Annotated in this window: 23 protein-coding genes, 1 tRNA gene and 1 CRISPR repeat array; of the genes, 19 read left to right on the top strand and 5 right to left on the bottom strand. The window is 68.7% G+C overall.

Going from position 1 to position 24,203, the window contains the following annotated elements:
* Positions 1–47 precede the first annotated feature (47 nt).
* Positions 48–686: a CRISPR direct-repeat array (repeat unit 29 nt; unit sequence GTGTTCCCCGCGCCCGCGGGGCTGAACCG).
* A 595-nt stretch (positions 687–1,281) separates the two neighbouring features.
* Positions 1,282–1,358: transfer RNA gene (locus ACQ754_RS07055), tRNA-Arg, on the bottom strand.
* A 163-nt stretch (positions 1,359–1,521) separates the two neighbouring features.
* Here ACQ754_RS07055 and ACQ754_RS07060 point away from each other — a divergent pair.
* Complete coding sequence (locus ACQ754_RS07060) at positions 1,522–2,919, top strand: c-type cytochrome (protein ID WP_440996301.1); 1,398 nt, start codon at positions 1,522–1,524, stop codon at positions 2,917–2,919.
* Between the two features lie 40 nt (positions 2,920–2,959).
* Here ACQ754_RS07060 and ACQ754_RS07065 read toward each other — a convergent pair whose 3' ends face one another.
* Positions 2,960–4,933 (bottom strand): monovalent cation:proton antiporter-2 (CPA2) family protein, encoded by a 1,974-nt coding sequence (locus ACQ754_RS07065; RefSeq protein ID WP_440996576.1) that lies wholly within the window; start codon positions 4,931–4,933, stop codon positions 2,960–2,962.
* Positions 4,934–5,154: 221 nt separating this feature from the next.
* Here ACQ754_RS07065 and ACQ754_RS07070 point away from each other — a divergent pair, with 221 nt between their 5' ends.
* The 13 genes from ACQ754_RS07070 (at position 5,155) to ureG (ending at position 14,339) form a co-directional block, all read left to right on the top strand.
* Entirely contained in the window at positions 5,155–5,868 is a 714-nt protein-coding gene (locus tag ACQ754_RS07070; protein WP_440996302.1) for a MotA/TolQ/ExbB proton channel family protein, read from the top strand.
* Positions 5,828–6,262, top strand: coding sequence for an ExbD/TolR family protein (locus tag ACQ754_RS07075; RefSeq protein ID WP_440996303.1), 435 nt, complete (start codon positions 5,828–5,830; stop codon positions 6,260–6,262). The genes ACQ754_RS07070 and ACQ754_RS07075 overlap by 41 nt, the downstream gene beginning before the upstream one ends.
* Positions 6,252–6,671, top strand: coding sequence for an ExbD/TolR family protein (locus ACQ754_RS07080; RefSeq protein ID WP_440996304.1), 420 nt, complete (start codon positions 6,252–6,254; stop codon positions 6,669–6,671). The genes ACQ754_RS07075 and ACQ754_RS07080 overlap by 11 nt, the downstream gene beginning before the upstream one ends.
* The gene (locus ACQ754_RS07085; RefSeq protein WP_440996305.1) at positions 6,671–7,897 is read left to right on the top strand and encodes a TonB family protein; all 1,227 of its coding nucleotides are present in this window, start codon (positions 6,671–6,673) and stop codon (positions 7,895–7,897) included. The genes ACQ754_RS07080 and ACQ754_RS07085 overlap by 1 nt, the downstream gene beginning before the upstream one ends.
* 18 nt (positions 7,898–7,915) lie before the next feature.
* Positions 7,916–8,341: a Tat pathway signal sequence domain protein gene (locus tag ACQ754_RS07090; RefSeq protein ID WP_440996306.1), complete on the top strand. Its 426-nt coding sequence runs from the start codon at positions 7,916–7,918 to the stop codon at positions 8,339–8,341.
* Positions 8,342–8,733: 392 nt separating this feature from the next.
* Positions 8,734–9,315 carry a HupE/UreJ family protein gene (locus tag ACQ754_RS07095; RefSeq protein ID WP_440996307.1) on the top strand — a complete coding sequence of 194 codons (582 nt, stop codon included), beginning with the start codon at positions 8,734–8,736 and terminating at the stop codon, positions 9,313–9,315.
* The gene (locus ACQ754_RS07100) at positions 9,312–10,142 is read left to right on the top strand and encodes an urease accessory protein UreD (protein WP_440996308.1); all 831 of its coding nucleotides are present in this window, start codon (positions 9,312–9,314) and stop codon (positions 10,140–10,142) included. The genes ACQ754_RS07095 and ACQ754_RS07100 overlap by 4 nt, the downstream gene beginning before the upstream one ends.
* A 3-nt stretch (positions 10,143–10,145) precedes the next feature.
* Entirely contained in the window at positions 10,146–10,448 is a 303-nt protein-coding gene (locus tag ACQ754_RS07105; RefSeq protein ID WP_440996309.1) for an urease subunit gamma, read from the top strand.
* Positions 10,449–10,534: 86 nt separating this feature from the next.
* Positions 10,535–10,843: an urease subunit beta gene (locus ACQ754_RS07110; RefSeq protein WP_440996310.1), complete on the top strand. Its 309-nt coding sequence runs from the start codon at positions 10,535–10,537 to the stop codon at positions 10,841–10,843.
* Positions 10,840–12,543 carry an urease subunit alpha gene (ureC, locus tag ACQ754_RS07115; RefSeq protein WP_440996311.1) on the top strand — a complete coding sequence of 568 codons (1,704 nt, stop codon included), beginning with the start codon at positions 10,840–10,842 and terminating at the stop codon, positions 12,541–12,543. The genes ACQ754_RS07110 and ureC overlap by 4 nt, the downstream gene beginning before the upstream one ends.
* A gap of 32 nt (positions 12,544–12,575) precedes the next feature.
* Positions 12,576–13,025, top strand: a complete 450-nt coding sequence (ureE, locus tag ACQ754_RS07120) for an urease accessory protein UreE (RefSeq protein WP_440996577.1) — start codon at positions 12,576–12,578, stop codon at positions 13,023–13,025.
* The gene (locus ACQ754_RS07125; RefSeq protein ID WP_440996312.1) at positions 13,018–13,689 is read left to right on the top strand and encodes an urease accessory protein UreF; all 672 of its coding nucleotides are present in this window, start codon (positions 13,018–13,020) and stop codon (positions 13,687–13,689) included. Before ureE ends, ACQ754_RS07125 begins: the two co-directional genes overlap by 8 nt.
* A gap of 17 nt (positions 13,690–13,706) precedes the next feature.
* Complete coding sequence (gene ureG / locus ACQ754_RS07130) at positions 13,707–14,339, top strand: urease accessory protein UreG (RefSeq protein ID WP_440996313.1); 633 nt, start codon at positions 13,707–13,709, stop codon at positions 14,337–14,339.
* Between the two features lie 4 nt (positions 14,340–14,343).
* On the opposite strand, the gene ACQ754_RS07135 is transcribed toward ureG, so the two are convergent.
* On the bottom strand, positions 14,344–16,467 hold the full coding sequence (locus ACQ754_RS07135; RefSeq protein ID WP_440996314.1) for a TonB-dependent receptor: 2,124 nt from the start codon (positions 16,465–16,467) through the stop codon (positions 14,344–14,346).
* 149 nt (positions 16,468–16,616) lie between these two features.
* On the opposite strand from ACQ754_RS07135, the gene ACQ754_RS07140 reads away from it, so the two are divergent.
* The 3 genes from ACQ754_RS07140 to ACQ754_RS07150 all read left to right on the top strand — a co-directional run bounded on the left by ACQ754_RS07140 (position 16,617) and on the right by ACQ754_RS07150 (position 20,351).
* Entirely contained in the window at positions 16,617–17,423 is an 807-nt protein-coding gene (locus ACQ754_RS07140; RefSeq protein ID WP_440996315.1) for an ATP-binding cassette domain-containing protein, read from the top strand.
* A gap of 3 nt (positions 17,424–17,426) precedes the next feature.
* Positions 17,427–18,149 (top strand): siderophore-iron reductase FhuF, encoded by a 723-nt coding sequence (gene fhuF / locus ACQ754_RS07145; RefSeq protein ID WP_440996316.1) that lies wholly within the window; start codon positions 17,427–17,429, stop codon positions 18,147–18,149.
* 69 nt (positions 18,150–18,218) lie between these two features.
* The gene (locus tag ACQ754_RS07150; RefSeq protein WP_440996317.1) at positions 18,219–20,351 is read left to right on the top strand and encodes a putative bifunctional diguanylate cyclase/phosphodiesterase; all 2,133 of its coding nucleotides are present in this window, start codon (positions 18,219–18,221) and stop codon (positions 20,349–20,351) included.
* Here the strand turns inward: ACQ754_RS07150 and ACQ754_RS07155 are convergent.
* Positions 20,345–21,853 (bottom strand): YifB family Mg chelatase-like AAA ATPase, encoded by a 1,509-nt coding sequence (locus tag ACQ754_RS07155; RefSeq protein WP_440996318.1) that lies wholly within the window; start codon positions 21,851–21,853, stop codon positions 20,345–20,347. The two genes, ACQ754_RS07150 and ACQ754_RS07155, sit on opposite strands and share 7 nt — an antisense overlap.
* Positions 21,854–21,887: 34 nt before the next feature.
* Positions 21,888–22,172, bottom strand: coding sequence for a ubiquinone biosynthesis accessory factor UbiK (gene ubiK, locus ACQ754_RS07160; RefSeq protein WP_440996319.1), 285 nt, complete (start codon positions 22,170–22,172; stop codon positions 21,888–21,890).
* A gap of 255 nt (positions 22,173–22,427) precedes the next feature.
* On the opposite strand from ubiK, the gene ACQ754_RS07165 reads away from it, so the two are divergent.
* Positions 22,428–22,766, top strand: coding sequence for a P-II family nitrogen regulator (locus ACQ754_RS07165; RefSeq protein ID WP_440996320.1), 339 nt, complete (start codon positions 22,428–22,430; stop codon positions 22,764–22,766).
* 32 nt (positions 22,767–22,798) lie between these two features.
* Positions 22,799–24,073, top strand: a complete 1,275-nt coding sequence (locus ACQ754_RS07170; RefSeq protein ID WP_440996578.1) for an ammonium transporter — start codon at positions 22,799–22,801, stop codon at positions 24,071–24,073.
* The last annotated feature ends 130 nt before the right edge of the window (positions 24,074–24,203 follow it).

Genomic DNA, 24,203 nt, shown 5'->3' on the forward strand with positions numbered 1-24,203 from the left:
CGCGGGGCTGAACCGCAGGCGCGCATCAACGTCCACGAGGACGAGCTGTGTTCCCCGCGCCCGCGGGGCTGAACCGCAGGCGCGCATCAACGTCCACGAGGACGAGCTGTGTTCCCCGCGCCCGCGGGGCTGAACCGCGTGTGTTCGTTGGGGAGGAGACCGGCCATGCGTGTTCCCCGCGCCCGCGGGGCTGAACCGCGGACCCAATTCCATCCAGTCCCTATCGAATAGTGTTCCCCGCGCCCGCGGGGCTGAACCGCCCTATATGGACATGGACGCGACCACCTTCGAGTGTTCCCCGCGCTCGCGGGGCTGAACCGAACAACGGCCGGCTGTCGATGGTCGCGGGCACGTGTTCCCCGCGCCCGCGGGGCTGAACCGGTGTACGCGGGGGCACCCACAGGGTTTCGGTTGTGTTCCCCGCGCCCGCGGGGCTGAACCGTCTGCGGACGGACCGGCGTGGACAATCCCGGCGTGTTCCCCGCGCCCGCGGTGCTGAACCGGCTACAGCCGAGTGGGGCAGCAGATTGCCGACGTGTTCCCCGCGCCCGCGGGGCTGAACCGCCGCCGCCGCCTACACGGCGCACATCGACCAGGTGTTCCCCGCGCCCGCGGGGCTGAACCGGATCGTCCTGACCGTTGCCCACATCCACGATCGTGTTCCCCGCGCCCGCGGGGCTGAACCGGGCCTGGGTGTCGTCCCACTCGATGCAGATGTTGGCTCCGACCACGGTGTGCTCCTATACTAATATTAGCTCATTGCGCGGGCAGTCCCCGCCCGGACGACCAATCCCACGCGCAGGGTAGCCACGGTGGGGCGGTGCCGTGGCTTTTTCTACTCGCCTCTGCGATAGAGCCTCACACCGCGGCGAAACGCCTCAAGCTCCTCCTCACGTCCCTCCGACCACTCGAAGGGTGTTCCCCGCAGCCGCGGGGCTGAGCTGATCCTGGAGCAACGATTATCTTCGCCGGGTGGGGGTATTCCGGGACCGCAGTGGAGAGCCTCCTGGCTCATCGTGGAGTTCGTGTAGCAGTTATCCCGTTTGATTCAGGGGTGGGTAGTTTGCCGGTTCACACCGAACTCGTGCGCCAGCGTCGCCTCTTTCAGAAACGGTGCTACGTCAACGCCCCGTAATGGGCGCGTGAGCTAACGCTCGAAATTGGCGGGTTTCACGCTTCAGTCGCCGCGGTCCGACTCAAGCTCTGGGCACAGTTTGGGCACAATTTGGGCACACGGCGAGAAGAGGTTGCGGGGGAGAGCCTGTAAGCTCTTGATTTAATTGGCGCGCCCGACAGGATTCGAACCTGTGACCTTCGGCTCCGGAGGCCGACGCTCTATCCAGCTGAGCTACGGGCGCGTTGAATGACATAGCTTAGCGCCTAGAGCCGTCGATGTCCAAGTCGGTGAGACCCCTCCGACGCGCACCTGAGTTTTCGGAACAGGCCTTTATCGCTATACTCGGCCCGATTGAGCCGCCCGGAGGGCGGGCCGGCGCTCGCACAGAATCGCAGGGGGACACGGTGAGTCGCGAAGAAGACAGAAAGTTCATCCGCAACTTCGTTGCCGTCATCGCTGGCTTGGTGGTCACTGCCATCGTGCTCATCATCATCGCCACCATGCTTTATGACGGCGATGAGGAGGCCCGCCGCCAGCTCACCGCCGAGCGTGCGGCGAAGAATCTCGCGCCGGTCGGCAGCGTCCGCCTCACCGGTGATCCGATGCCGCAGGCGGCCTCGGCAGGCGGGGCTGGCGAGGAGGAAGCCGCGGACTCGGGCGCGGGTGACCGTTCGGGTGAGGAAGTGGCCATGCAAGTCTGTGCCGCCTGTCACGAGAGCGGCACCCTGGGCGCGCCGGTATTCGGCGATGAGGAGGCCTGGTCGCCGCGGGTGGATAAGGGGCTCGCTACCCTTGTTGACCATTCCATGAACGGCTTCAATAACATGCCCCCGCAGTCGGGTTCCGCCACCGAGGATGAGATCCGTAAGGCCATCGTCTGGATGGTTGAGGATGCCGGGTTGAGCGTCGAGGGCGCCGATGGCGCCGCCGCGGAGGGTGAGACTGCGGACGCTGCTCCGGAGGAGGATCAGACGGCGGCAGAAACTGCCGACGAGGAAGTGACCGCCGAGGACCAGGCGACCGAGGACCAGGCCGTTGCCTCGGAAGATGGGGCGGAGCCGGAGGCCCCCACCGATGGGGCCCAGGAAGTGGATCTCGCCATGGGCGAAGAGGTGGCGATGCGGGTCTGCGCGGCGTGCCACCAGACCGGTGCGGCCGGGGCCCCGGTCTTCGGCGACGAGGAGGCCTGGTCACCCCGCGCCGAGAAGGGCATCGCCACGCTGGTCGACCACTCCGTCAACGGCTTCAATGCCATGCCGGCCCAGGGGAATATGGCCTCGGAGGAGGAGATCCGCCAGGCCATTCTGTGGATGCTCGATGAAGCGGGCCTGAGTATCGAGGGCGCCGATGGCGCCGCTGCGGAGGGTGAGACCGCGGACGCTGCGCCGGAGGGAGAGCAGACCGAGGAAGAGACCGCCGGCGAGGCAGCAACCACCGGCGATGAAGCGGGCGAGGACCAGGCGGTCGCATCCGAGGATGCGGACACCACCGAGGCGCAGGGGTCGGAGGCAGCGGAAACGGATGCCGCGGCCGATGAGGCCCAGGAGGTCGACCTCGCCGCCGGAGAGGAGGTGGCGATGCGGGTCTGTGCGGCCTGCCACCAGACCGGTGCCGCCGGTGCCCCGGTCTTCGGCGATGAGGAGGCCTGGGCGCCTCGGGCGGAGAAGGATCTCGCCACGCTGGTCGACCACTCCGTCAACGGCTTTAACGCCATGCCGCCGCAGGGGAATATGGCCTCGGAGGAGGAGATCCGCCAAGCCGTTCTCTGGATGCTGGACGACGCCGGGGTCAGCGCCGAGTAGTGTCCATATTCGGGGCCGAGCGCATAGCGCCGGCCCTCCCCTACCGTCCCCCGCCGAGCAGGAGCCGCTCGGCATGTTCCAGGTTCTCCGGGGTGCCGTAGAGTACTACCACATCCCCGCTGCGCAGCCGGGTATGTGGTTCCGGCTGCGGTCCCCGGATGCCGCCGCGGCGCACCGCGGTCACATCGATCCCGGCTTCATCGAGGCGCAACTCTGCCAGCCGCCGGCCCACCGCGTGTGCCTGCTCGGGGAGGGTCACCGCGTGTAGCTGCTCCCGGAAGCGGTCCGCCTTTTCCAGATCCACCCGTTCCTGGCCGTGGAAGTAGCCCCGCAGCATGCGGTAGCGGTTGGCACGGACATCGCGCACGTAACGGAAGATCCGCCCCAACGGAATCCCGAGCAGCGTAAGGGCATGGGTGGCGAGCATTAGGCTCGCTTCGAGGACCTCCGGGACGATGGCGGTGGCCCCGGCACTGTGGAAGCGTTCCAGCCACACGTCGTCCCGGGTGCGCACCACCACCGGTAGCTCCGGGTAGCCCCGTCGCACATGGCTGAGGACGTTGAGGGTGGCCTGCGGATCGTTGTAGGTGAGCACCACCATCCGTGCCCGGGAAACCCCCGCCGCTTCCAGGATCTCCTGACGGGCGGAGTCGCCGAAATGGACCCGTTCGCCGGCGGCCTGTGCCTCACGCACCCGTGCCGGGTCCAGGTCCAGGGCGAGGTAGGGGATGCCCTCCTCCTCCAGGAAGCGAGCCACATTCTGGCCGGTGCGTCCATAGCCGCCGATGAGCACGTGATCCCGCAAGGATGCTGCCTGTTCGGCCACCCGTTCGCCGGTCTGGCGTCCATGCGGCGATGGGCCGCTGCCTGTCAGGGCCTGGGCGATGACCTCGTTGTAGCGCACCAGCAACGGCGTGATGGCCATGCTCAGTATCACCGCCGCCAGGGCGATCTGGCTCGGCACGCTTGCAAGGACGTTGTTGGACAGCGCCAGCGATAGCAAGGCGAACCCGAATTCGCCGCCGCCGGCGAGGATCACCGCGGTACGGACCGCCACCCGCGCCTCGTTGCCGCCGAGACGGGCGAGGCCGTAGACGAGGCCGAGCTTGAACAGCATGAACGCCGCCACGGTGGTAAGGACGCCGAGCCAGTGCTCGGCGAGGACGCCCAGGTCCAGTAACATGCCGATGGTCACGAAGAACAGTCCGAGGAGGACATCCCGAAAGGGCCGGATATCCGCCTCGATCTGGTGACGGTACTCGGTTTCGCCGAGCATGATGCCGGCGAGGAACCCTCCCAGGGCCAACGATAGCCCGGCAAGGTGGGTACCCCAGGCGGCCACCAGGGCCACCAGCAGCACGGTCATGGTGAACAGCTCGTTGGAACGGGCCCGGGCCACCTCATGGAACAGCGGCCGCAGAGCCCAGTGTCCCAGCGCGAGCATCAGTGCGAAGACCGCGATGCCCTTGACCAGCGCCCAACCCATGGCGAGGGCAATGCCCTCCCCGCCGTTGTTGCCGAGCAGGGGGATGACGATGAGCAGCGGAACCACGGCGAGATCTTGGAACAGCAGCACGCCTACCGCGCGTCGGCCGTGGCGACTGTGGATCTCCACCTGTTCGGTGAGCTGTTTGATGACGACCGCCGTCGACGACAGAGCGAGTGCCCCGCCGATGACCAGGGCCGCGCCGGGGGAGACGCCCAAGTACCAGGCGCCGCTGGCGATCAGTCCGGTGCCCAGAATCACCTGGGCACCGCCGAGGCCGAGCACCGTCCAGCGCATTGCCCGCAGCTGGGGTAGGGAGAACTCCAGGCCGATGGTGAACAGCAGGAACACGACACCGAATTCCGCGAGGTGGCTGACTTCCTCCACGTCGCCAATGAGGCCGGCCACGGAGGGGCCCACGAGGATGCCTACGGAGAGATAGCCCAACACCGGCGGCATGTGCAGGCGCCGGAATGCCGTGACCGCCACCACCGACGCGGCGAGCAGGATCAGTACCTCTTGGAACACGGACAAGCGCTGTTTCCCCCAGAGTGGTTGGTTTCCCCCATGCTAACCGCTGTTTCGCCGTGCTGGCGCCCAAGGGTGTTCGGGCAGGGTCGATATGCCACCGGCCGGTTGGCGCGGGCATGTCGTATACGAATAGGAATTGTTCGTATATTTGGTGTCTTTGCTGTTACAATGCCCGGGTATCCCCGGCCAGTGTCGTAAAGTAACAGAGGTCCATGACTATGGAGTCAGCAATGGAGGCCGTCGCCTGGGAGCGGATGTACGCCTTCTTCGGCGCCGGCGGGCCGGTGGTGCTGATACTCGCGGTGATGTCCGTGGTCGCATTGACCATTGTGCTGGTCAAGCTCTGGCAGTTCCGTGCCCTGCGAATCAATGATCTGGACGCCGCCCGGGCCGCGCTTTCCCGTTACCGTTCCGGACGGGTGCGCGAGGGGCTCGTACGGCTCGAGGATTCGCCGAATCCACTCTCTCAGGCCCTGGCCCGCGCCCTGCGCGGCGTCGAGCGCGGGCTGCCGGAAGACAAGGTGCGAGAAGAGGTCCATCGGTATTGTCGGCATGCCCTGGAGGGCCTTCGTGGCGGCCTGCGGCCGCTGGAGGTGATCGGTAGCCTCGCACCCCTTCTCGGTCTCTTCGGCACGGTGCTCGGGATGATCGAGGCCTTCCGTCAACTCGAGCTCGCCGGTAATCGCGTGGACCCCTCCGTGTTGTCCGGGGGTATTTGGGAGGCGCTGCTCACCACGGCCGTCGGCCTTGCGGTGGCGATCCCCGTGGTGGCTTTGCTGAACTGGCTCGAGCGTCGGGTCGAGCGCCTGGCTCATCGTATGGACGACGTCGTCACCCAGGTATTCACCGAGGACCTCACGGAGTTGCCGGAGTCCGCCGAGGAGGAGTCCCATGAGCCGGCCCGCCTCCGCGCCGCCGCCCCTGGCCGCTAGTGCGGCACGCCGGCGGCGGCCGCTGGTCAGTCTCACCCCGCTCATCGATGTCGTGTTCATCCTGCTGGTGTTCTTCATGCTGGCCTCGAGCTTCCTCGACTGGCGTGCCATCGACCTGTCCGCGCCGCGGCAGGCCGGTGCTGCCGGGAGCTTGGAGGGTGCGCTGCTCGTGGAGGTGCGCCCGGAGGGATTGCGCCTGGGCGGCGCCCCGGTTTCCGGCGAGGCGCTGGTGGCGCGGGTGGAGGCCCGGCTCGCGGAGGCGCCGGATACCCGGGTGCTGGTACGGCCCGCGCGCGGCGTAACCCTGCAGGAGGCGGTGGACGTCCTCGATCGTCTCGCCGGGACCGGGGTGCGCGATCTCTCCATGATCGGGGGGCCTCAGCGTGCACAGTGAGCAGCGCCCCTTCGAGCAGCAGGCGCGGCCGCGCAACGAGGACGAGCGCATCCTGCCGCTCATCAATGTGGTCTTCCTGCTGTTGATCTTTTTCATGATTGCCGGCCAGCTGAGCGCCACCGATGCCTTCCGCGTCGATCCGGCGGAATCAGCAAGCGAGGGGCGGGCGGAACCCGAGGACGTGCTGGTGCTCGTCGGTGCCGATGGCCGCCTCGCGGTGGACGGCGAAGAGATGGACCCGGCGGGGCTGGAGGCGGCAATGGATCGCCGGCTCGCGGAGACCGAAGGGGCGCGGGTGCGGCTGAAGGCCGATGCCCGGGCCGAGGCCACCGCTGTGGTGGGTGTCATGGAACGCCTACGCGACGCCGGCGTCGAGCGCCTCCAGTTGCTGACGGTGCCGGAGCGCTGATGGGGCCGACACGACGACAGTGGCTGCTCGCGCTGGTGGGGGCGCTGCTCCTGCACACCGCGGCGGCCGTGGCGGTGCTGTGGCGGGCGCCGGCTGCCGGTGGCGGTGGTGGCGGGGGCGCTGGCATTGAGCTGGCCCTCGGGAGTGCCGGTGGCGCCCCTGAGCGTGGTGCTGCGGAGGCGTCCCCGGATGCCCGGAGCGGCGATTCCCCCCGCGAGGCGGCGCAGACGGAGACCGCGGCGGTAGCCGCGGATACTCCTATGAGGCCGGAGGCCACCGAAACGCCGGTTCAACCGGAGGAAACTCGGCCGCCTGCAGCGGTGGAAACCCCGACCCAGGCCCGCGCCGTGGACACGGCCGAGCCGGAGGCGGTCACAGGGCCGGAGGTCTCGCCGGTAGTGCCGGCAGAGCAGCGGCCGGGGGAGACGACGGTGGCCCGGTCGGTGGAGGCCGAAGCCGAAGCGGAGGTGGACGGGGCACCGGCCGCAGTGACGGAATCCGTGCCCGAGCTCGAACCGGAGTCGCCATCGGAAGCCGTTGAGACCGCGGAGACCGAGCCGGAAGAGGTGACCGCAGCGGAACCGATAGAGACGGAGCCCGACTCGGAGGCGGTGGAAGCCGAACCCGAGGCGCTTGAGGAGACGGGGTCCGAGGCAGAGCCGATGGAGACCGGGTCAACCGAGCCAGAGGTAACCGAGCCTGAGGCAGAGCCGACGGAAACGGCGGTGACCGAACCGGAGCAGACCGGCGCGGCCGATGCCACGGAGACGGAAAACCAGACCGAGCCCGAGGACGAAGTCGGCGATACCGCCGAGAAGGCCGTGGCAGATGCCTCGTCGGCTGAAAACGAACCGGAATCGGGTGCTAGCGGGGAAGGCGGCAGTGGCGATGAAGCCCGTTCCCAGGAGGGCCAGAGCGGGGCCGGCGGGGCCGCGGCGATCGGTGACGACTATCTGGCCTCGCTGCGCGATGCGCTGGAACGGAGCAAGAGATATCCCCGTCGGGCCCGGCTGCGGCGCCAGGAAGGGGTGACCGAGGTGCGTATTGTCCTCGATCATGAGGGCCGGGTGATGGACTACGAAATCGAGCAGGGCTCGGGGCATGCCGTCCTCGATCGGGAGGTCGAGGCCATGATTCAGCGCGCCGCGCCATTCCCCGCCCTTCCGGAAGGCACCGGCCGCGAACGCTTCGAGCTCGTGGTGCCGGTACGTTTTTCGCTGCGTTAGTGATCAAGGAGCCCGCTTATGTCCCGTTTCGTTTCCCTGCCCGCCCTCATGCTCCCCCTGCTCCTATCCTGGCCCGCGCTGCTGCTGGCACAGGAGGGGAGGGCGACCGTCGAGCTCAACAAGCTGGAGGCGGACGGCGCCGACTGCCGGGCCTATCTCGTGCTCGAGAACGGCACTGATATTACCTTCGAGACGCTCCGCCTGGATCTGGTGATGTTTGGCCAGGAGGGGATCATCGCGAAGCGCTTGGCTGTGGATACCGCGCCGCTGGCGGCGGGCAAGACAAGCGTCAAGGTCTTCGCGATGAGCGAGCTCACCTGCGCGGAGATCGGCCGTGTCCTCCTCAATGGCGTGCTTGCCTGCGCCGACGCAGAGGGTGATCGCGACGATTGTCTCGCGCGCCTATCGCCGGAGAGCCGCGCCGGGGTGCCCTTCGTGGAGTGACCTATGCCCTACTGGTAGCCTGTTTCCGTTGCTAGCGGCATTGGCCGCCAGGTGTTGCCCATGCGGTTGATGTAGGTGCCACTGGCGCAGTACGGCTTGCAACCCACGATGCACCCGCAGTGCTGGCCGTCCAGGTCTCGCACCAGCCGCCATAATCCCATTGTTCAATCCCCTGTCCTGGAGGTGGGTGCGCGGGCGCCTTACGACCGTAGCCCATGGCGGGTTTACTGCCGCGGGTGGCGGTCAGCCCGGCGTGCCCGCTCCTGGTGCGCCGATTGCACCAGAACGCGGCAATCACCGTCCCCTTCGCGGGGGTATCCCTGTTTCCCGGACACTGGTACGGATCGTGCACGCCACGTTTGGCGAATCCATTCGTAGCAGGGACCCCGAAAATGGCGTACCGGACGCTTCCCTTTCTGCCGATACTGTTGTGGACGCCTATGGTCGCCGCGCACAGCGGTGACGGTGTGGCCGGTTTCGCAGCGGGCTTTGCCCACCCCTGGACCGGTGTCGATCACCTGCTGGCCATGCTCGCCGTGGGTGTGGTGGCGGCGATCCGGAATACGCGGCCATGGCTACTGCCGCTGATATTCGTGTGCGGCATGGCGCTCGGCGCAGTGCTCGGCCATGCCACCGGCGCCTCGCCGCTGGCGGAATGGGGCATCGCCGCGTCCCTGATAGTCCTCGGGGCAGCGGTGGCCGTGTATCGGCGGTTACCCGGCCTGGCGGGGCCGGCGCTGGTGGTCGCCGCCGCGATGGCCCACGGTCACGCCCACGGCGTCGAGGCCGGCGCCGCCGTCGATTGGGCCGGCTATGGGGCGGGCATGCTGTTGGCCACCGCGGTGCTGCATGCCCTCGGTGTGGCCCTGGGTGCACTCGGGCGCGCCAGCCTGCCCGTGGCCACCGGCCTGCGCATCGCCGGTGCCGGGACCGCCGTCGTGGGCACCCTTGCCGTCGCCGGCCTGATCGGATGAGTGCAGCCGTTGCGGAAAGCCCTGGCTGGCGTGCGTCCCTGGAGCTCGGCTTCGGCCCCCTGGGCGGGCGTACGGTGCCGACGCACCGGCGGCATTCGGGGCCCCTTCGCGTGCAGAAGGCCTTTCACCCGGAGCCGGGCGTCTGCCACAGCTACATCGTCCATCCCCCGGGCGGGGTGGTGGGCGGCGATCGGCTGAATACCACGGTGGACGTGAACCCGGGCGCGCATGCGCTGATCACGACACCGGGTGCCACGAAGTTCTATCGCAGTGCGGGGCCGGTGGCCTGCCAGCGCCAGAGCCTGCGGGTAGCCGCCGGCGCCACCCTGGAGTGGCTGCCCCTGGAGCAGATCGTCTTCGACGGTGCCCAGGTCGAGGCGAACCTGCTCGTGGAGTTGGAGGCGGGCGCGCGTTTCATCGGCTGGGAGCTCACCTGCCTCGGGCGTCCGGCCGCGGCCGCACCCTTCCGCAGCGGCCGTTTCGATGCCTGGATGCAGCTGCATCGCGATGGGGTGCCGTTGCTCCACGAACGCAGCGATTATGCCGCGGGCAGCGACTTGCTACGCGCGCCGTGGGGGCTCAATGGCGCGTCCGCGAGCGGCTTCCTGCTGGCCACTGGTGCCGATGATGAGGCGGTGGCCGCTGTCCGGGGCGTGATCCCCACGGCGGCCCGCGCCGGGGTCACTCGGCTGGACGAGCTGTTGGTATTGCGTTGGCTCGGGACGAACGCCGAGGCCGGGGCGCGTCTCCTGCGGGCGGCATGGGCCGTCCTGCGCCCCCGGCTGTTGGGCCGTGATCCCCACGAGCCCCGGATCTGGAGGACATGAACGGTGGAGCTGACACCACGGGAAAAGGACAAGCTGATGCTGGCTACCGCGGCCATCGTGGCGGAGCGCCGCCTCGCCCGGGGGGTGCGGCTCAATTACCCCGAGGCGATGGCCTATATCGCCAACGCCATCGTCGAGGGGGCCCGGGATGGGCGCAGCGTCGCCGAGCTGATGAGCGAGGGGACGCGCCTGCTCGGCCGCGAGCAGGTGATGGACGGTATCCCGGAGATGCTTCGCGAGGTGCAGGTGGAGGCCACCTTTCCTGACGGCACCAAGCTGGTGACCGTCCACGACCCCATCAGCTGAGCACGAACACGAGACCCCCGCGTGCCGGTTCGGCAAGGCCATGCGTGCCCTTTCACCGGCAGCAGGACGAGGGAGGCGAAACAGTCATGAACCCAGGTGAGATCATCCCCGCCGCCGGCGGGATCGAGCTCAACGCCGGCCGGGAGCTGCGGACCCTGACGGTGGCCAACACCGGCGACCGCCCGGTACAGGTGGGCTCCCACTATCACTTCCATGAGGCGAATCCGGCGCTGGATTTCGACCGTTCCCAGGCCTACGGCTTCCGGCTCGACATCCCGGCGGGGACAGCGGTGCGCTTCGAGCCCGGGCAGTCACGCACTGTGCAGCTGGTCGCCTACGCCGGTGCGCGGCGGGTGATCGGTTTCCGTGGGGCCGTAATGGGGGATCTGCAATGAGCCACATAGAACGCAGTGCCTATGCCCAGATGTACGGCCCCACCACCGGCGATCGTGTCCGCCTCGGGGATACCGAGCTCTTCATTGAAGTGGAGAGGGATTTCACCAGCTACGGCGACGAGGTGAAGTTCGGCGGAGGCAAGGTAATCCGCGATGGTATGGGCCAAAGCCAGCGCAGCTGTGACGAGGTGATGGACCTGGTCATCACCAACGCACTGATCCTCGACTACTGGGGGATCGTCAAGGCCGATATCGGTATCAAGAACGGCCGCATCGCCGGCATCGGCAAGGCGGGCAACCCGGACACCCAGCCGGACGTGGATATCATCCTCGGCCCGGGCACCGAGGCGCTGGCCGCCGAGGGCAGCATCGTCACCGCCGGGGGCCTGGACGCCCACGTGCACTTCGTCTGCCCGCAGCTGGTGGAAGAGGCGCTGATGTCCGGGCTCACCACCATGTTCGGCGGCGGCACTGGCCCGGCTACCGGCACCAACGCCACCACCTGCACCCCCGGTCCCTGGAACATTGGCCGCATGCTCCAGGCCGCCGACGCCTTCCCCATGAACCTCGCCTTCTACGGTAAGGGCAACGGCAGCCTGCCGGAGCCGCTGCGCGAGCAGATCGAGGCCGGGGCCTTTGGGCTCAAGCTCCATGAGGACTGGGGGACCACTCCGGCGGCCATCGACAACTGCCTTTCCGTTGCCGAGGAGCACGACGTACAGGTGGCCATCCACACTGACACCTTGAACGAGTCCGGCTTCGTCGAGGACACCATCACCGCGTTCAAGGGCCGCACCATCCACACCTACCACACCGAGGGCGCCGGCGGCGGTCACGCCCCGGACATCATCAAGGCCGCCGGCGAGGCCAACGTGCTGCCGTCCTCCACCAATCCGACGCGGCCCTACACGGTGAACACCATCGACGAGCACCTGGACATGCTGATGGTCTGCCATCACCTGGACCCAGGGATCCCCGAGGACGTGGCCTTCGCCGAGTCGCGTATCCGGCGGGAGACCATCGCCGCCGAGGACATCTTCCACGACCGCGGCGCGTTCTCCATCATCGCCTCGGACTCCCAGGCCATGGGCCGGGTGGGGGAGGTGATCAGCCGGACCTGGCAGACCGCGCACAAGATGAAGGTGCAACTCGGTGCGCTGCCGGAGGACTCGCAGCGCAACGACAACCACCGCGCCAAGCGCTATATCGCCAAGTACACCATCAACCCGGCGCTCGCCCATGGCATGGCCCAGGAGGTGGGCTCCATCGAGGTGGGCAAGCTCGCGGATCTGGTGCTCTGGAAGCCAGCGTTCTTCGGCGCCAAGCCCGGCGTGATCGTCAAGGGCGGCATGATCGCCGCTGCCCCCATGGGGGACCCCAACGCCTCCATCCCGACGCCGCAGCCGGTGCACTACCGCTACATGTTCGGCGCCTTCGGCGGGGCGGTTGCCGAGACGTCGGTGACCTTCCTTTCCAAGGCCGCGTTGGACAACGACATTCCAAGCCGCTTGGGGCTCGCCAAGCGCGCCGTGGCCGTGGCCGGGTGTCGGAACGTGAGCAAGGCGGACATGAAGCTCAATGACTGGCAACCGCGCATCGAGGTGGATCCGCAGACCTATGAGGTCCGTGCCGATGGCGAGCTGCTCACCTGCGAGCCGGCCAGGGAGCTGCCCCTGGCCCAGCGCTACTACCTGTTCTGAACGTCAGACGGGGTAATGAAGGAGTAATGGCCTTGATCGAGCTCATCGAGCGGCGCGAGGACCACCCGGAGGTGCAGGGCATGCTGACGCTGCCGTTCGAGACCCGGCAGAAGAGCCGGTTCCGGGCGCGCCTGGACGACGGCCGGGAAGCGGGGGTCTATCTGCCCCGTGGCACGGTGCTGCGCGACGGTGACCGCCTGGTGGCGGCGGATGGCCTGGTGGTGCGGGTCACCGCTGCCGCCGAGCCGGTGACCACAGTGCGCAGTGACGACCCCTGGGCCCTGGCCCGGGCCGCCTACCACCTGGGCAACCGCCACGTGCCGCTGCAAGTGGGGCGCGGGTGGCTGCGCTACCGTCAGGATCACGTCCTCGACGCCATGATGGCCGGGCTGCGGATGCGGATCACGGTGGAGGCCGCCCCCTTCGAGCCGGAGGCCGGCGCCTACGGCCACGGCCATCACCGCCACCACGACCATGCCTGAGCAGCGGACCCTGCGCTTGTGGCAGCTCATCAGCCCCACGCTGCCGGTGGGGGCGTACGCCTACTCGGCGGGACTGGAGACCGCGGTGGCCGATGGCCGGGTGTCTGACGCCCCATCGCTGGCGGACTGGCTCGCCGGGCAGTCGTGGGGGGTGCTCGCGAAGGTGGACCTGCCCGTGCTCCTGCGCCTGATGGCCGCCTGGGAGGCCGGGGATCGGGAAGCCGTGGGCTATTGGACCCAGTGGCTGCGCGCTGCCCGTGAGACCGCGGAGCTCCGCGCCGAGGACGAGCACATGGGCCGGGCGCTGGCCCGGCTGCTTGCCGCACTCGGGGAGGCCGACGCCGGCAGCTGGGATGCACCGGGTCATGCCAGCTGGGCGACCCTGTTCGCCCTGGCGGCGAGCCGCTGGGACATCCCGCCGGAGGAGGCGGCGGCCGGTTATCTCTGGGCCTGGCTGGAGAATCAGGTGGCCGCCGGCGTCAAGCTCATCCCCTTGGGCCAGACGGTAGGGCAGGCCGTGCTTTTCGAGCTGGCGGCGATGCTGCCCGAGGTGGTGGGCTCCGCCGGCGCCCTGGCCGACGGTGCCCTCGGGGCCGCGGCGCCGGGGCTGGCCATCGCGAGCAGTCGTCACGAGACCCAATACACGCGCTTGTTCCGCAGCTGAAAACGGAGGCCCGACATATGAACCCGAAAGACCCCCTGCGCATCGGCATCGGTGGACCGGTGGGTTCCGGCAAGACCGCCCTGACCCTCGCCCTGTGCCGGGCGCTGCGGGAGCGCTTTTCCCTGGCCGTGGTCACCAACGACATCTACACTCGGGAGGACGCGGAGTTCCTCACACACCACCACGCCCTGCCGGAGGGTCGGATCGTCGGGGTGGAGACCGGGGGGTGCCCCCATACCGCCATCCGCGAGGACGCCTCCATGAACCTCACCGCCGTGGCGGACCTGCAGGCACGCTTCCCCGACCTGGATGCGGTGCTCATCGAATCCGGCGGCGACAATCTCTCGGCGACCTTCAGCCCTGAGCTCTCGGATCTGACGATCTACGTCATCGACGTCTCCGCCGGCGACAAGATCCCCCGCAAGGGCGGGCCGGGGATCACCGGCTCGGACTTGCTGGTGATCAACAAGACCGACCTCGCCCCCCACGTGGGTGCCTCCCTGGAAGTGATGGAGCGCGACGCCCGGGCCATGCGCGGCGATCATCCCTTCGCCTTTACCAGCCTGGCGCGGGAGGAGGGGCTGACCGGCGTGATCAGCTTCATCCTCCGCGAGGGGATGCTCCAGGACGCCGCGGCTCCCACGGATTGAGGATCTACCAGTCGATCTCGTAGGCCAGACCAACGCTCCTGCCGGGCCCCTTGGCGAAGGCCGTGGGGATGTTGAAGGCCTGGTTGATTGCCGGGTGGTAGTCCTCGTTGAGGAGGTTGTTCACCGACACCACCATCGCCCCCGGGCCCAGGGAGAACCGGGACTGGGCACTGACCAGGGTGTAGCGCTCCACCTCGCCGAGGCCGAAACCGGTGGAGTCCGAGGGGCTGCCGGCATCGAACTTGTCGCGGTTGCCCACGTGCATGACCTGTAGCCGATTGCGCCAGTCCTCGCGGGGCCGGTGTTCCACATAGGCGGTGAGCTTCAGGGGAGCGATGCGGGTGCCGTCGAGCCGGGTCTTGTCACCGCTGGCGTTTCGGCGCTGGCCGTCCGCCCAGCTGGCGGTGCCGCCGACGTGCCAACGGCCGCTGACCACGTAGTCCGCGGTGGCCTCCACGCCCCAGACCTCCTCACTGAACTTGCGGATGCGGAGGTCGTCATCAAAGGTGGCGCCGCCGTCGGAGTCACTGTAGAAGACCGCGGCCGAGGCCTGCAGCCGGCTACCGTAGTAGCGCACCCCTACCTCGTAGTTGTCCACCTTTTCGGCATCGCTCTCGAAGTCCTCGGCATCGAGCGTCTCGCCCGCGCCGAAGGAGCCGGCGTCACGGAGGACGCGCCCGAGGTCGGCCAGCGAGAACCCCTGGGAGAAGCTGGCGAACAGGTCCACCGAGTCATTGGCGAAGAACACAGCGCCAATGTTGAACAACGTTTCGTCGTAGTCCAGCGTGCCGCCGCGCACGGTGTTGCCGTTGACGTTCTCGGCCACGGTTTCGGTGTCGACGCTGATACGCTCGTGGCGCAACCCGCCGCGAAGCAGCGCCCGCTCGCCGACCGGCAGCTCCAGCTCGGCGAAACCGGCCAACGCCGACTGATCCATGGCCGGCGTGTCCGAGCGCCCGTCGCCGCCGAAGCGTTCCGGCGTGGTCTCGTCCGTGAGGTAGTCCGCGCCCCACGTGATTTTTGCCCCTTGCTGGAGCGCCGGCAGCGGGGTGTCCACGGTGGTCCGGGCCCCGAGCTTCTCCGAAGCGATCTCGCCCTGCTTGAATCCCGGGAACTTGGGGAAGATGACCGAGAGGTCGCCGTAGTAGGCCTTGGCGCGGACGCTGCTGCCCAGGACGTCGGCATGGCGGTAGCTGACGCTGGCGGTGGTGTTCTCGGTGCCCGGGTCGGCGATCGGCCGGCTGTCGGCGGGTGCCTCGGACAGCGGCAGCGCAGGGGTGCGCCCGTCCTCCAGGCTTTGGGCGAACGTGTAGTCGCTGTCCTGCTCGTTGTCGAGGTGGTTGACCATGACCTCCACGCGCTGGCGGCCGCCGTCGAAGTCATAGCCGGTCTTCGCGAGCAGTCCATACTCGCGGCTATCGGCGAACCCGCCCTGGGTGCCGAGGGGGTCCGGTGGGATGCGTTCCCCCTCGGCGTCGAAGCGGCCACCGCGGTTGACGAAGGACCCTGAGACCACGTAGTCCCAATTGCCCTGCCTGCCGGAGAAGTGCTGCTCCAGCTCGTAGTCCTGGGAGTCGTCGAAATGCTCGGTGGAAAAGCGCGTGCCGACCCGGCTTTTCGCCTCGAAGCGCGTGTCGGCGGCCTCTCGGGTGATGATGTTGACTGCGCCCCCCGCCGCGCCGAAGCCGTAGACGGCGGTCCCACCACGGATCACCTCGATGCGTTCGATGGAGGAGGGGGCGATGGTGTTGAGGTCCCGAGAGGCGTCGCGCAGGGGCGTGGACTGGGGGATGCCGTCGATGAGCACGAGAAAGCTGCGTCCGCGCAACGTCTGGCCGAAGTTGGTGACCGCCTCGGTGCTGGGCGCGAGCCCCGGCACCGTGTTGGCGAGGATGGAGGAGAGGTTGCGGTCCATGGCCGCCTGCTCCTCGATGGCCTGCCGGTCCACCACCGTTATGGAGCGCGCGATCTCGGATACCGGTGTCTCTGTGCGCGTCCCGGAGACCACCACCGCATCCAGTCCGGCCTCGGGTGTCTCCGTTTGCGCTTGTGCCGGGCCGGCGGCGATCGCCAGTGCCAGGCCAAGCGGGGTGAACGGGGTGATGCCCGCGGCTGCCCTCGTGTTCATTGCTTCCCCTCTCTAATTGTCGAGTGTGTGCCGATGCTGCGGGTGGTTCGCGCTTGGTTTTTTGCGGAGACTAATACGAGTCATTCGTGTTTGCAACGAGAGTGAGTTCGGATTAGCCTCCCCCTGATGCAGTGTTCCAGGAGCGTGGGATGGATCCTGTCCCCAACGACGAACCCGGTGTCGGTCCCCTGTTTCGGCTCGAGGGCGTGGGGTTTGGTGTCGACACGACGATGCTGCTCGAAGGGGTGGGCCTGAAACTGGAGGCGGGGCGGGTCTATGCCCTGATCGGCCACAACGGGTCGGGCAAATCCACCCTGCTGCGTGTGCTCGCCCGGCAGCAGTCCCCGACTGTTGGGCAAGTCCGCTACCGGGAGCGGCCCATCGGCGAGTGGTCCGCCGTCGCGTTCGCCCGGGAGGTGGGCTACCTGGCGCAGACCCCTCCGGCGGCGGTGGGACTGACGGTCGCCGAGCTCGCCGCCCTTGGCCGGTACCCGTGGCTCGGTGCCCTGCGGCGCCCCCGGAGAAGGGACCGGGAGAAGACCGCGGAGGCGCTTACGGTGACCGGCATGGAGCGATTCGCCGATCGGTCGGTGGCGAGTCTCTCCGGGGGGGAGGCGCAGCGTGCCTGGCTGGCGATGCTGGTGGCGCAGGAGACCCGCTGCATGCTGCTCGACGAGCCCATTTCCGCCCTGGATATCGCCCACCAGATGGAGATCATGGCCCTGATCCGGCGCCTTTGCCACGAGCGGGGCCTGACTATCGTCGTGGTCTTGCACGACGTCAACGTCGCCGCCCGTTTCTGTGACGAGCTCATTGCGCTGCGCCAGGGGCGGTTGCTCACCCGTGGCGCCCCGCGGGAGGTGGTGCAGCCGTCCGTGCTGGAGCGAATCTACGGTGTCCCCATGGGGGTGCTGCAGCATCCGGAGCGTGCGGTGCCCATCAGCTACGTGGGCTGAGTCGTGTCCGGAGTGCGTGGCGGTGACGGTACGGGCTTGGCGGATACGCTGCCCCGCTGGCTGGGCACCCACTGGCCCGAGCTGGCCCCCATCCTGCAACCGACGCCCCGCCAGCCGGTTCCGGTGAACGCATTGTCGCGACCCGATGTGTTGACCCCGCTGCTTGAGCGCTATGGGGCAAGCTTTCCCGCCAGCGAGCACCGGGCGGCCACGTCGTTGTGGGCCCAGTGGTTTATCGGCCTGACCTGGCCGCCACTGATCGCCGGCATCGCCGTGGCGGGGCGTCTGCCGGCCGCTGAGCACCTGTCAGTGGCGATCTCGACGAGTTCCCGTCCCGAGGGGCTCCGACTCACCGGGGAGGGCCGGTGCGGTGCGCCGGGGGAGCTGCTCGCCGTCCTGGTGGGCGAGCTCACGGCACCGGTACTGGAGGCAGTTGCGCGGCAGGCCAGCCTCGCCCCGCGGGTCCTCTGGAACGTCGCGGCCAGCGTCGCTTCCTGGACGGCCGTGGAGCTCGAGCGGCGACTGCCCTTCGCTGCGGTGTGCGGCCTTGCGGCAATGCTCACCGCGGAGGCCTGGCCGGACGGCCAGGCCAACCCCATGGCCGGGGCGATCCGGCGTGCTGGCGACGGCTCCCGCAGGCGCCGCGTGTGCTGCCTGCGCTTCCGCCTGCCGACGATTGCCGCCTGTGCCGACTGTCCGGTTTCCGCGCGGCTCGATTGCCCATAGACTGTAACGCATTACGCCGGCTACCTTCGGGTACCCAATGACCGGCCACTACAACGACAGAAGCGGTCTATGAGCTCAGGGTCGATCAGCCAGCGCGTGCGTACGGGAAGCGCCGACCCCTCGTCGGACGCCCGCGACGATGACGGGCTGCTGCAGCGGATCATCGACGCGATCCCCGCGCCGGTGTTCTTCAAGGATGCCGAATGTCGCTATATCGGCTGCAACGAGGCCTTTGCCAGGGGGGTCATGGGCAGCGCCCCGGCCGACATCGCCGGCAAGGGCGTCCACGACATCGCGCCGGCGGAGCTGGCCCGGGTCTATGAGGCGGCTGACCGCGCCCTGCTCGCCGAAGGCGGCAGTCAGATGTACGAGACCCAGGTGCGCTTCACCGACGGCGGCTACCGGGACATCGCCTTTCACAAGGCGGTGTTCCCGGATCCCTCGGGGAATCCCGGCGGCATCGTCGGGGTGATGCTGGACATTACCGAGCGCAAGCGCCACGAGGCGCGGCTTGCCGAGCGCGAGCAGATGTTCCGCAGCGTCTTCGACGCCTCTGAGGACGCCATGCTGATCTACGATGAGGGTCGTCTGGTGGATTGCAACCCGGCCACCGTGCGCATGCTGCGCTGTCCGAGCCGGGAGTGGGTCATCAACCGGGAGCCGGCGGCGCTCTCCCCCACGCACCAGCCCGACGGCCGCGCCTCCCGGGAGAAGGCCGCGGAGATGGTGCGCACCGCCTTCGAGCGCCACTTCCACCGTTTCGAGTGGGTGCACCAGCGCGCCGACGGCGAGGAGTTCCCCTGCGAGGTGACCCTGACCACCATGAACCTGGGTGGGCGCAAGGTCCTGCACGTGGTTTGGAACGACATCACCGAGCGCCGCCGGCGTGAGCGCCAGATCGAGGCGCTGGCCAACTACGACCCGCTCACCGGCCTCGCCAACCGCCGCCTGCTGCGCAGCCACGGTCACGCGCTGCTCGGCCGCGCCCGCCGGGAAGGGGGGACGGTGGGCGTGATGTACATGGACCTGAACCGCTTCAAGGATATCAACGACACCCAGGGCCACGACCTCGGAGACGCCTTGCTCCGGCAGGTGGCGGAGCGCCTGCGCGCCTGTGCGGAGGGCGGTGGGTTGCTGGCTCGCCTCGGTGGCGACGAGTTTGCCCTGCTGCTCCCCGATGCCGGTATGCCGGAGCTGCGCGGGTGTGCCGCGCGAGTACTGGCCGCCTTCGAGGAACCGTTCCGGGTGCGTGGCGTCACGGCGCGGCTGGGCACGAGCATCGGCCTGGTGACCTATCCCCGCGATGGCGACAGCCTCACCGAGCTCCTCAAGCATGCGGACATCGCCATGTATGCCGCCAAGTCCGGCGGTCATGGCTACGCCGAGTTCTCCCCCGCCCAGGCCCGCCGCGTCCATGCCCGCGTTGACCTGGAGCACGAGCTGCGCGAGGCGATCAGCCGTGGGGATATCACGCTGCACTACCAGCCCCGGGTCAATATCGCCACCGGCGCGGTGGAGGCGGTCGAGGCGCTTGCCCGCTGGCACCGGGGCAGCCGCGACGACGTGCCGCCGGCGCGGTTTATCGCCGCGGCGGAGGATGCAGGTCTGGTCCACTTCCTCGACCGGCAGTTGATACGCGCGTGCTGCCGGCAGCTCCGGGGCTGGCGGGAGCGCGGGCTCACGGTCATGGCCAGCGTGAACGTCTCTGCCCTGACCCTGGAACGGGAGGATTTCGCGGCCATGGTGCTGGCGGCCCTGGAGGCCGCCGGTCTGCCGGGGGAGGCGCTGGAGGTGGAGATCACCGAGAGTGCCGCCATGCGCGACCCCGAGGCCAACACGCGCAAGCTCGCCGAGCTCAAGGGCCATGGCGTGCGGGTGGCCATCGATGACTTCGGTACCGGCTATTCCTCCCTGAGCTACCTCAAGCGCCTGCCGGTGGACTGTCTCAAGGTGGACCAGTCCTTCGTCCGCGACATCCCCGGTGATCCCATGGACGCCGGGTTGGTGGAGACCATTGTGGCCCTGGCCCGGAGCATGCGCCTGACCACGGTGGCGGAGGGCGTGGAGAGTGCCACGCAGCTGGCGGCGGTGCGGGATCTCGGCTGCGAGGCGGCCCAGGGCTTCCTGTTCGCACGCCCCGCAGCGGCCGATGAGCTGGAGGCGGTGCTCGCCGCCGGTCGAGTGTCGTTACCGGCTCAGTAGTCGGCGCCTTGGCGGCGTTCGCGGTAGCTCACGGCCTCGGCCACATGGGCTGCGGTGACGGCCTCGCTGCCGGCCAGGTCGGCGAGGGTCCGGGCCACCCGCAGGCAGCGGTGATAGCCGCGCGCCGAGAGCCGCAGCCGCTCGCAGGCGGCCTCCAGCAGCCGGCTCGCCTCGGCATCGAGGACGCAGGCCCGCTCAAGGGCGTCGGCGGCCAACGACGCGGCGGCGACGCCGTCGCGGCGGCGCTGCCGTTCGCGGGCGGTGACGACGCGGGCGCGGACGCTGGCACTGTCCTCGCCGCGGGCGGCGGAACGGAGCTCGGTGGCGGCGAGCCGCGGCACCTCGCAGAACAGGTCGATGCGGTCCAGCAGGGGGCCGCTGATCCGCGCCTGGTAGCGGGCGATCTGCTCGGGGCTGCAGCGGCACTCCCCGGCCGGATCGCCCAGATGCCCGCAGGGGCAGGGATTCATCGCCGCGACGAGCTGGAAGCGCGCGGGGTAGCGCACCCGCGCCGTCGCCCGGGCGATCTCCACCGCCCCGGTCTCCAGCGGCTCGCGCAGCATCTCCAGGGCCCGGCGGCTGAATTCCGGGAGCTCGTCGAGGAAGAGCACGCCGTTATGGGCCAGTGAGATCTCCCCGGGTCTGGGTTTGCCGCCACCACCGGTGAGGGCCGTGTGGGAGGCCGAGTGGTGGGGCGCCCGGAACGGGCGGATGCCCCAGCGTCCCGGGTCGAAGCCGCCGTCGCTCACCGAGGCCACCGCCGCGGTCTCCAGGCTCTCGGCGTCGCTCATGGGAGGGAGGATGCCGGGCAGGCGTGCGGCGAGCATGCTCTTGCCGGTGCCTGGTGGGCCGCTCAGCAGTAGGGAGTGGCCGCCGGCGGCGGCGATCTCCAGGCAGCGGCGCGCCTGCTGCTGGCCGCGCACGTCGGCGAGATCGGGGATTCGCTCGCCGCTGGAGCGGGCCACCGGCTCTGCGACGCTCAGCGTCCGGCGGCCGGCGAGGTGGTCGCAGACGTCGAGCAGATGGGCCGCCGCCAGGACGCGCCCCTCCCCCACCAGCGCCCCCTCGGCGGCGTTGATCTCCGGGAGGATAGCGGTTCGCCCCGCCTCCCGGCAGCGCAAGGCCAGCGGCAGCGCGCCGCTGACCGGGCGCAGGTTGCCGGTAAGCGCGAGCTCCCCCGCCAGCTCGTAACCGGCCAGGTCATCCCGGGGGATCTGCCCCGACGCCGCCAGCACCCCGAGGGCGATGGGCAGGTCGAAGCGGCCGCCTTCCTTGGGGAGGTCGGCGGGTGCGAGGTTGATGGTGAAGCGCCGGGCGGGGAACTCGAAACCGCTGTGTTCGATGGCGCAGCGGACCCGGTCCCGGGCCTCCTTTACCGCGGTCTCGGGCAGCCCCACGATGGACAGCGACGGAAGGCCGCCGGCCATGTGCACCTCGATGGCCACGGGTGGGGCCTCCACCCCGAGGGCCGCCCGGGCATGGACAATGGCAAGGGACGACACATCGACCTCCCTGTCGAGTCGCCGGTGGGCGGAATCACTCCGCGGTGGGCTGCTCGCCGCCGCTACCTTCCTCCGCGTTCAGGCGTGCCTCCAGCTCGGCCACCCGCTGCTCGAGCCCTTCCAGCCGCGCCCGGGTCCGGGCGAGCACCTTGGCTTGGGCGTCGAACTCCTCGCGGGTGACCAGCTCCATGCGCGAGAACGCCGACTGCATTGCCGTGCGGGTGTTCTTCTCGATCTCCTGCTGGAACTCGCGGAGCCCCCCGGGCAGGTGCTCGCTCACCCGCCGGGCCATCTCGTCGAGCTGCTTGGGACTGAGCATATCCATCCCTCCTTTGCCTGTTTCCGCATTCTACGCCCGCGCCCGCGGCGGCGCGAACGCACCATCGCGGCGTTGCACCGGAACGGGGCGGCACCAATCTGGTGCGTCGGTCCTGGCGGTAATCGAAAAGCAAGACGCACCGTATTTAATAACGCCCTGTATAAAAAGGGGTTTCCTAGGTTGGCATAGCAAATGCTAGGACTCTATCGAGTGTTGTGCAGTGCCGGCGATGCCGGCGGACCTGGGAGACCTGCAATGAAGCTGCTCACTGCGATTATCAAGCCGTTCCGGCTCGACGACGTCCGCGAGGCCCTCTCGGAGATCGGGGTCAAGGGGATCACTGTCACCGAGGTCAAGGGCTTCGGCCGGCAGAAGGGCCATACCGAGCTCTACCGCGGCGCCGAGTACGTCGTGGACTTCCTGCCGAAGATGAAGATCGAGGTGGCCCTCGACGATGACCTGGTCGACCGCGCCGTGGAGGCGGTGGGGAAGGCCGCCAACACCGGCAAGATCGGCGACGGCAAGATCTTCATCTTCCCGCTGGAGCAGGCCATCCGTATCCGCACGGGTGAGTCGGGCAAGGACGCGCTGTAACCGGCGGCGCCCATGAACAACCGAATGGAGGCCTGAACGTGGAAAATCAGATTTTCGAGCTCCAGTACGCCATCGATACCTTTTACTTCGTCATCTGCGGTGCCCTGGTGATGTGGATGGCCGCCGGCTTTGCCATGCTCGAGTCCGGGCTGGTGCGCTCCAAGAACACCGCGGAGATCCTGACCAAGAACATGGGATTGTTCGCCATCGCCTGCATCATGTACATGGTCTGCGGCTACGCGATCATGTATGGCGGTGACATCTTCCTCGCCGGCATCGCGGGCGGGCCGGGCTACGCCGACGAGGTCCTCGCCGCCTCCGCGGAGGCCGGCTTCGGCGGCGGGTCGGTATACTCCGACGCTGCGGACTTCTTCTTCCAGGTGGTCTTCGTCGCCACCGCCATGTCCATCGTCTCCGGCGCCGTCGCCGAGCGTATGAAGCTCTGGGCCTTCTTCGCCTTCGCGGTGGTGATGACCGGTTTCATCTATCCCCTCGAGGGTGCCTGGACCTGGGGCGGGGCCTCGGTGTTCGGCCTCTACTCGCTCGGCGACCTCGGCTTCTCCGATTTCGCGGGTTCGGGCATCGTCCACATGGCCGGCGCCGCCGCCGCGCTCGCCGGGGTGATACTGCTCGGCCCCCGCAAGGGCAAGTACGGGCCCAAGGGCGAGATTCGGGCCATCCCCGGCGCCAACCTGCCGCTGGCCACCCTGGGCACCTTCATCCTGTGGATGGGCTGGTTCGGCTTCAACGGCGGCTCGGTGCTCAAGCTCGGTGACATCGCCAGCGCCAACGCGGTGGCCATGGTGTTCCTGAACACCAACACCGCCGCGGCCGGCGGCGCCATCGCCGCGCTGGCCACTGCCCGCGTGGCTTTCGGCAAGGCGGATCTCACCATGCTACTCAACGGTGCCCTGGCCGGTCTGGTGGCGATCACCGCCGAGCCCTCCACCCCCTCGGCGCTGGTGGCCACCATCTTCGGTGCGGTTGCCGGCGTGATCGTGGTGTTCAGCATCGTCGCCCTGGATAAGCTGAAGATCGACGACCCGGTGGGTGCGATCTCGGTGCACGGTGTGGTCGGTATCTTCGGCCTGCTCATCGTGCCGATCACCAACGACGGTGCCAGCTTGCTCGGCCAGATCGTGGGGGCGCTGACCATCTTCGTCTGGGTGTTCGTGGCTAGCCTCATCGTGTGGGGCATCCTCAAGGCGGTGGTCGGCATCCGGGTCTCCGAGGAGGAGGAGAGCGAGGGTGTGGACATCGGGGAGTGCGGCCTGGAGGCCTACCCCGAGTTCACCAAGCTGACCTGAACCAATAACAACCGGCGTCAGCGCGCAACGCCCCGGGGGATACCCCTGGGGCGTTTTCTTTGCATCGTTGTCGCAATTGCGAATGGTTCCGTTTACGGGTAAATTGCCGGCCACTGCTGCAACGCCGGAG

The organism is Arhodomonas sp. SL1 (assembly GCF_052060015.1).
Lineage (GTDB): Bacteria > Pseudomonadota > Gammaproteobacteria > Nitrococcales > Nitrococcaceae > Arhodomonas.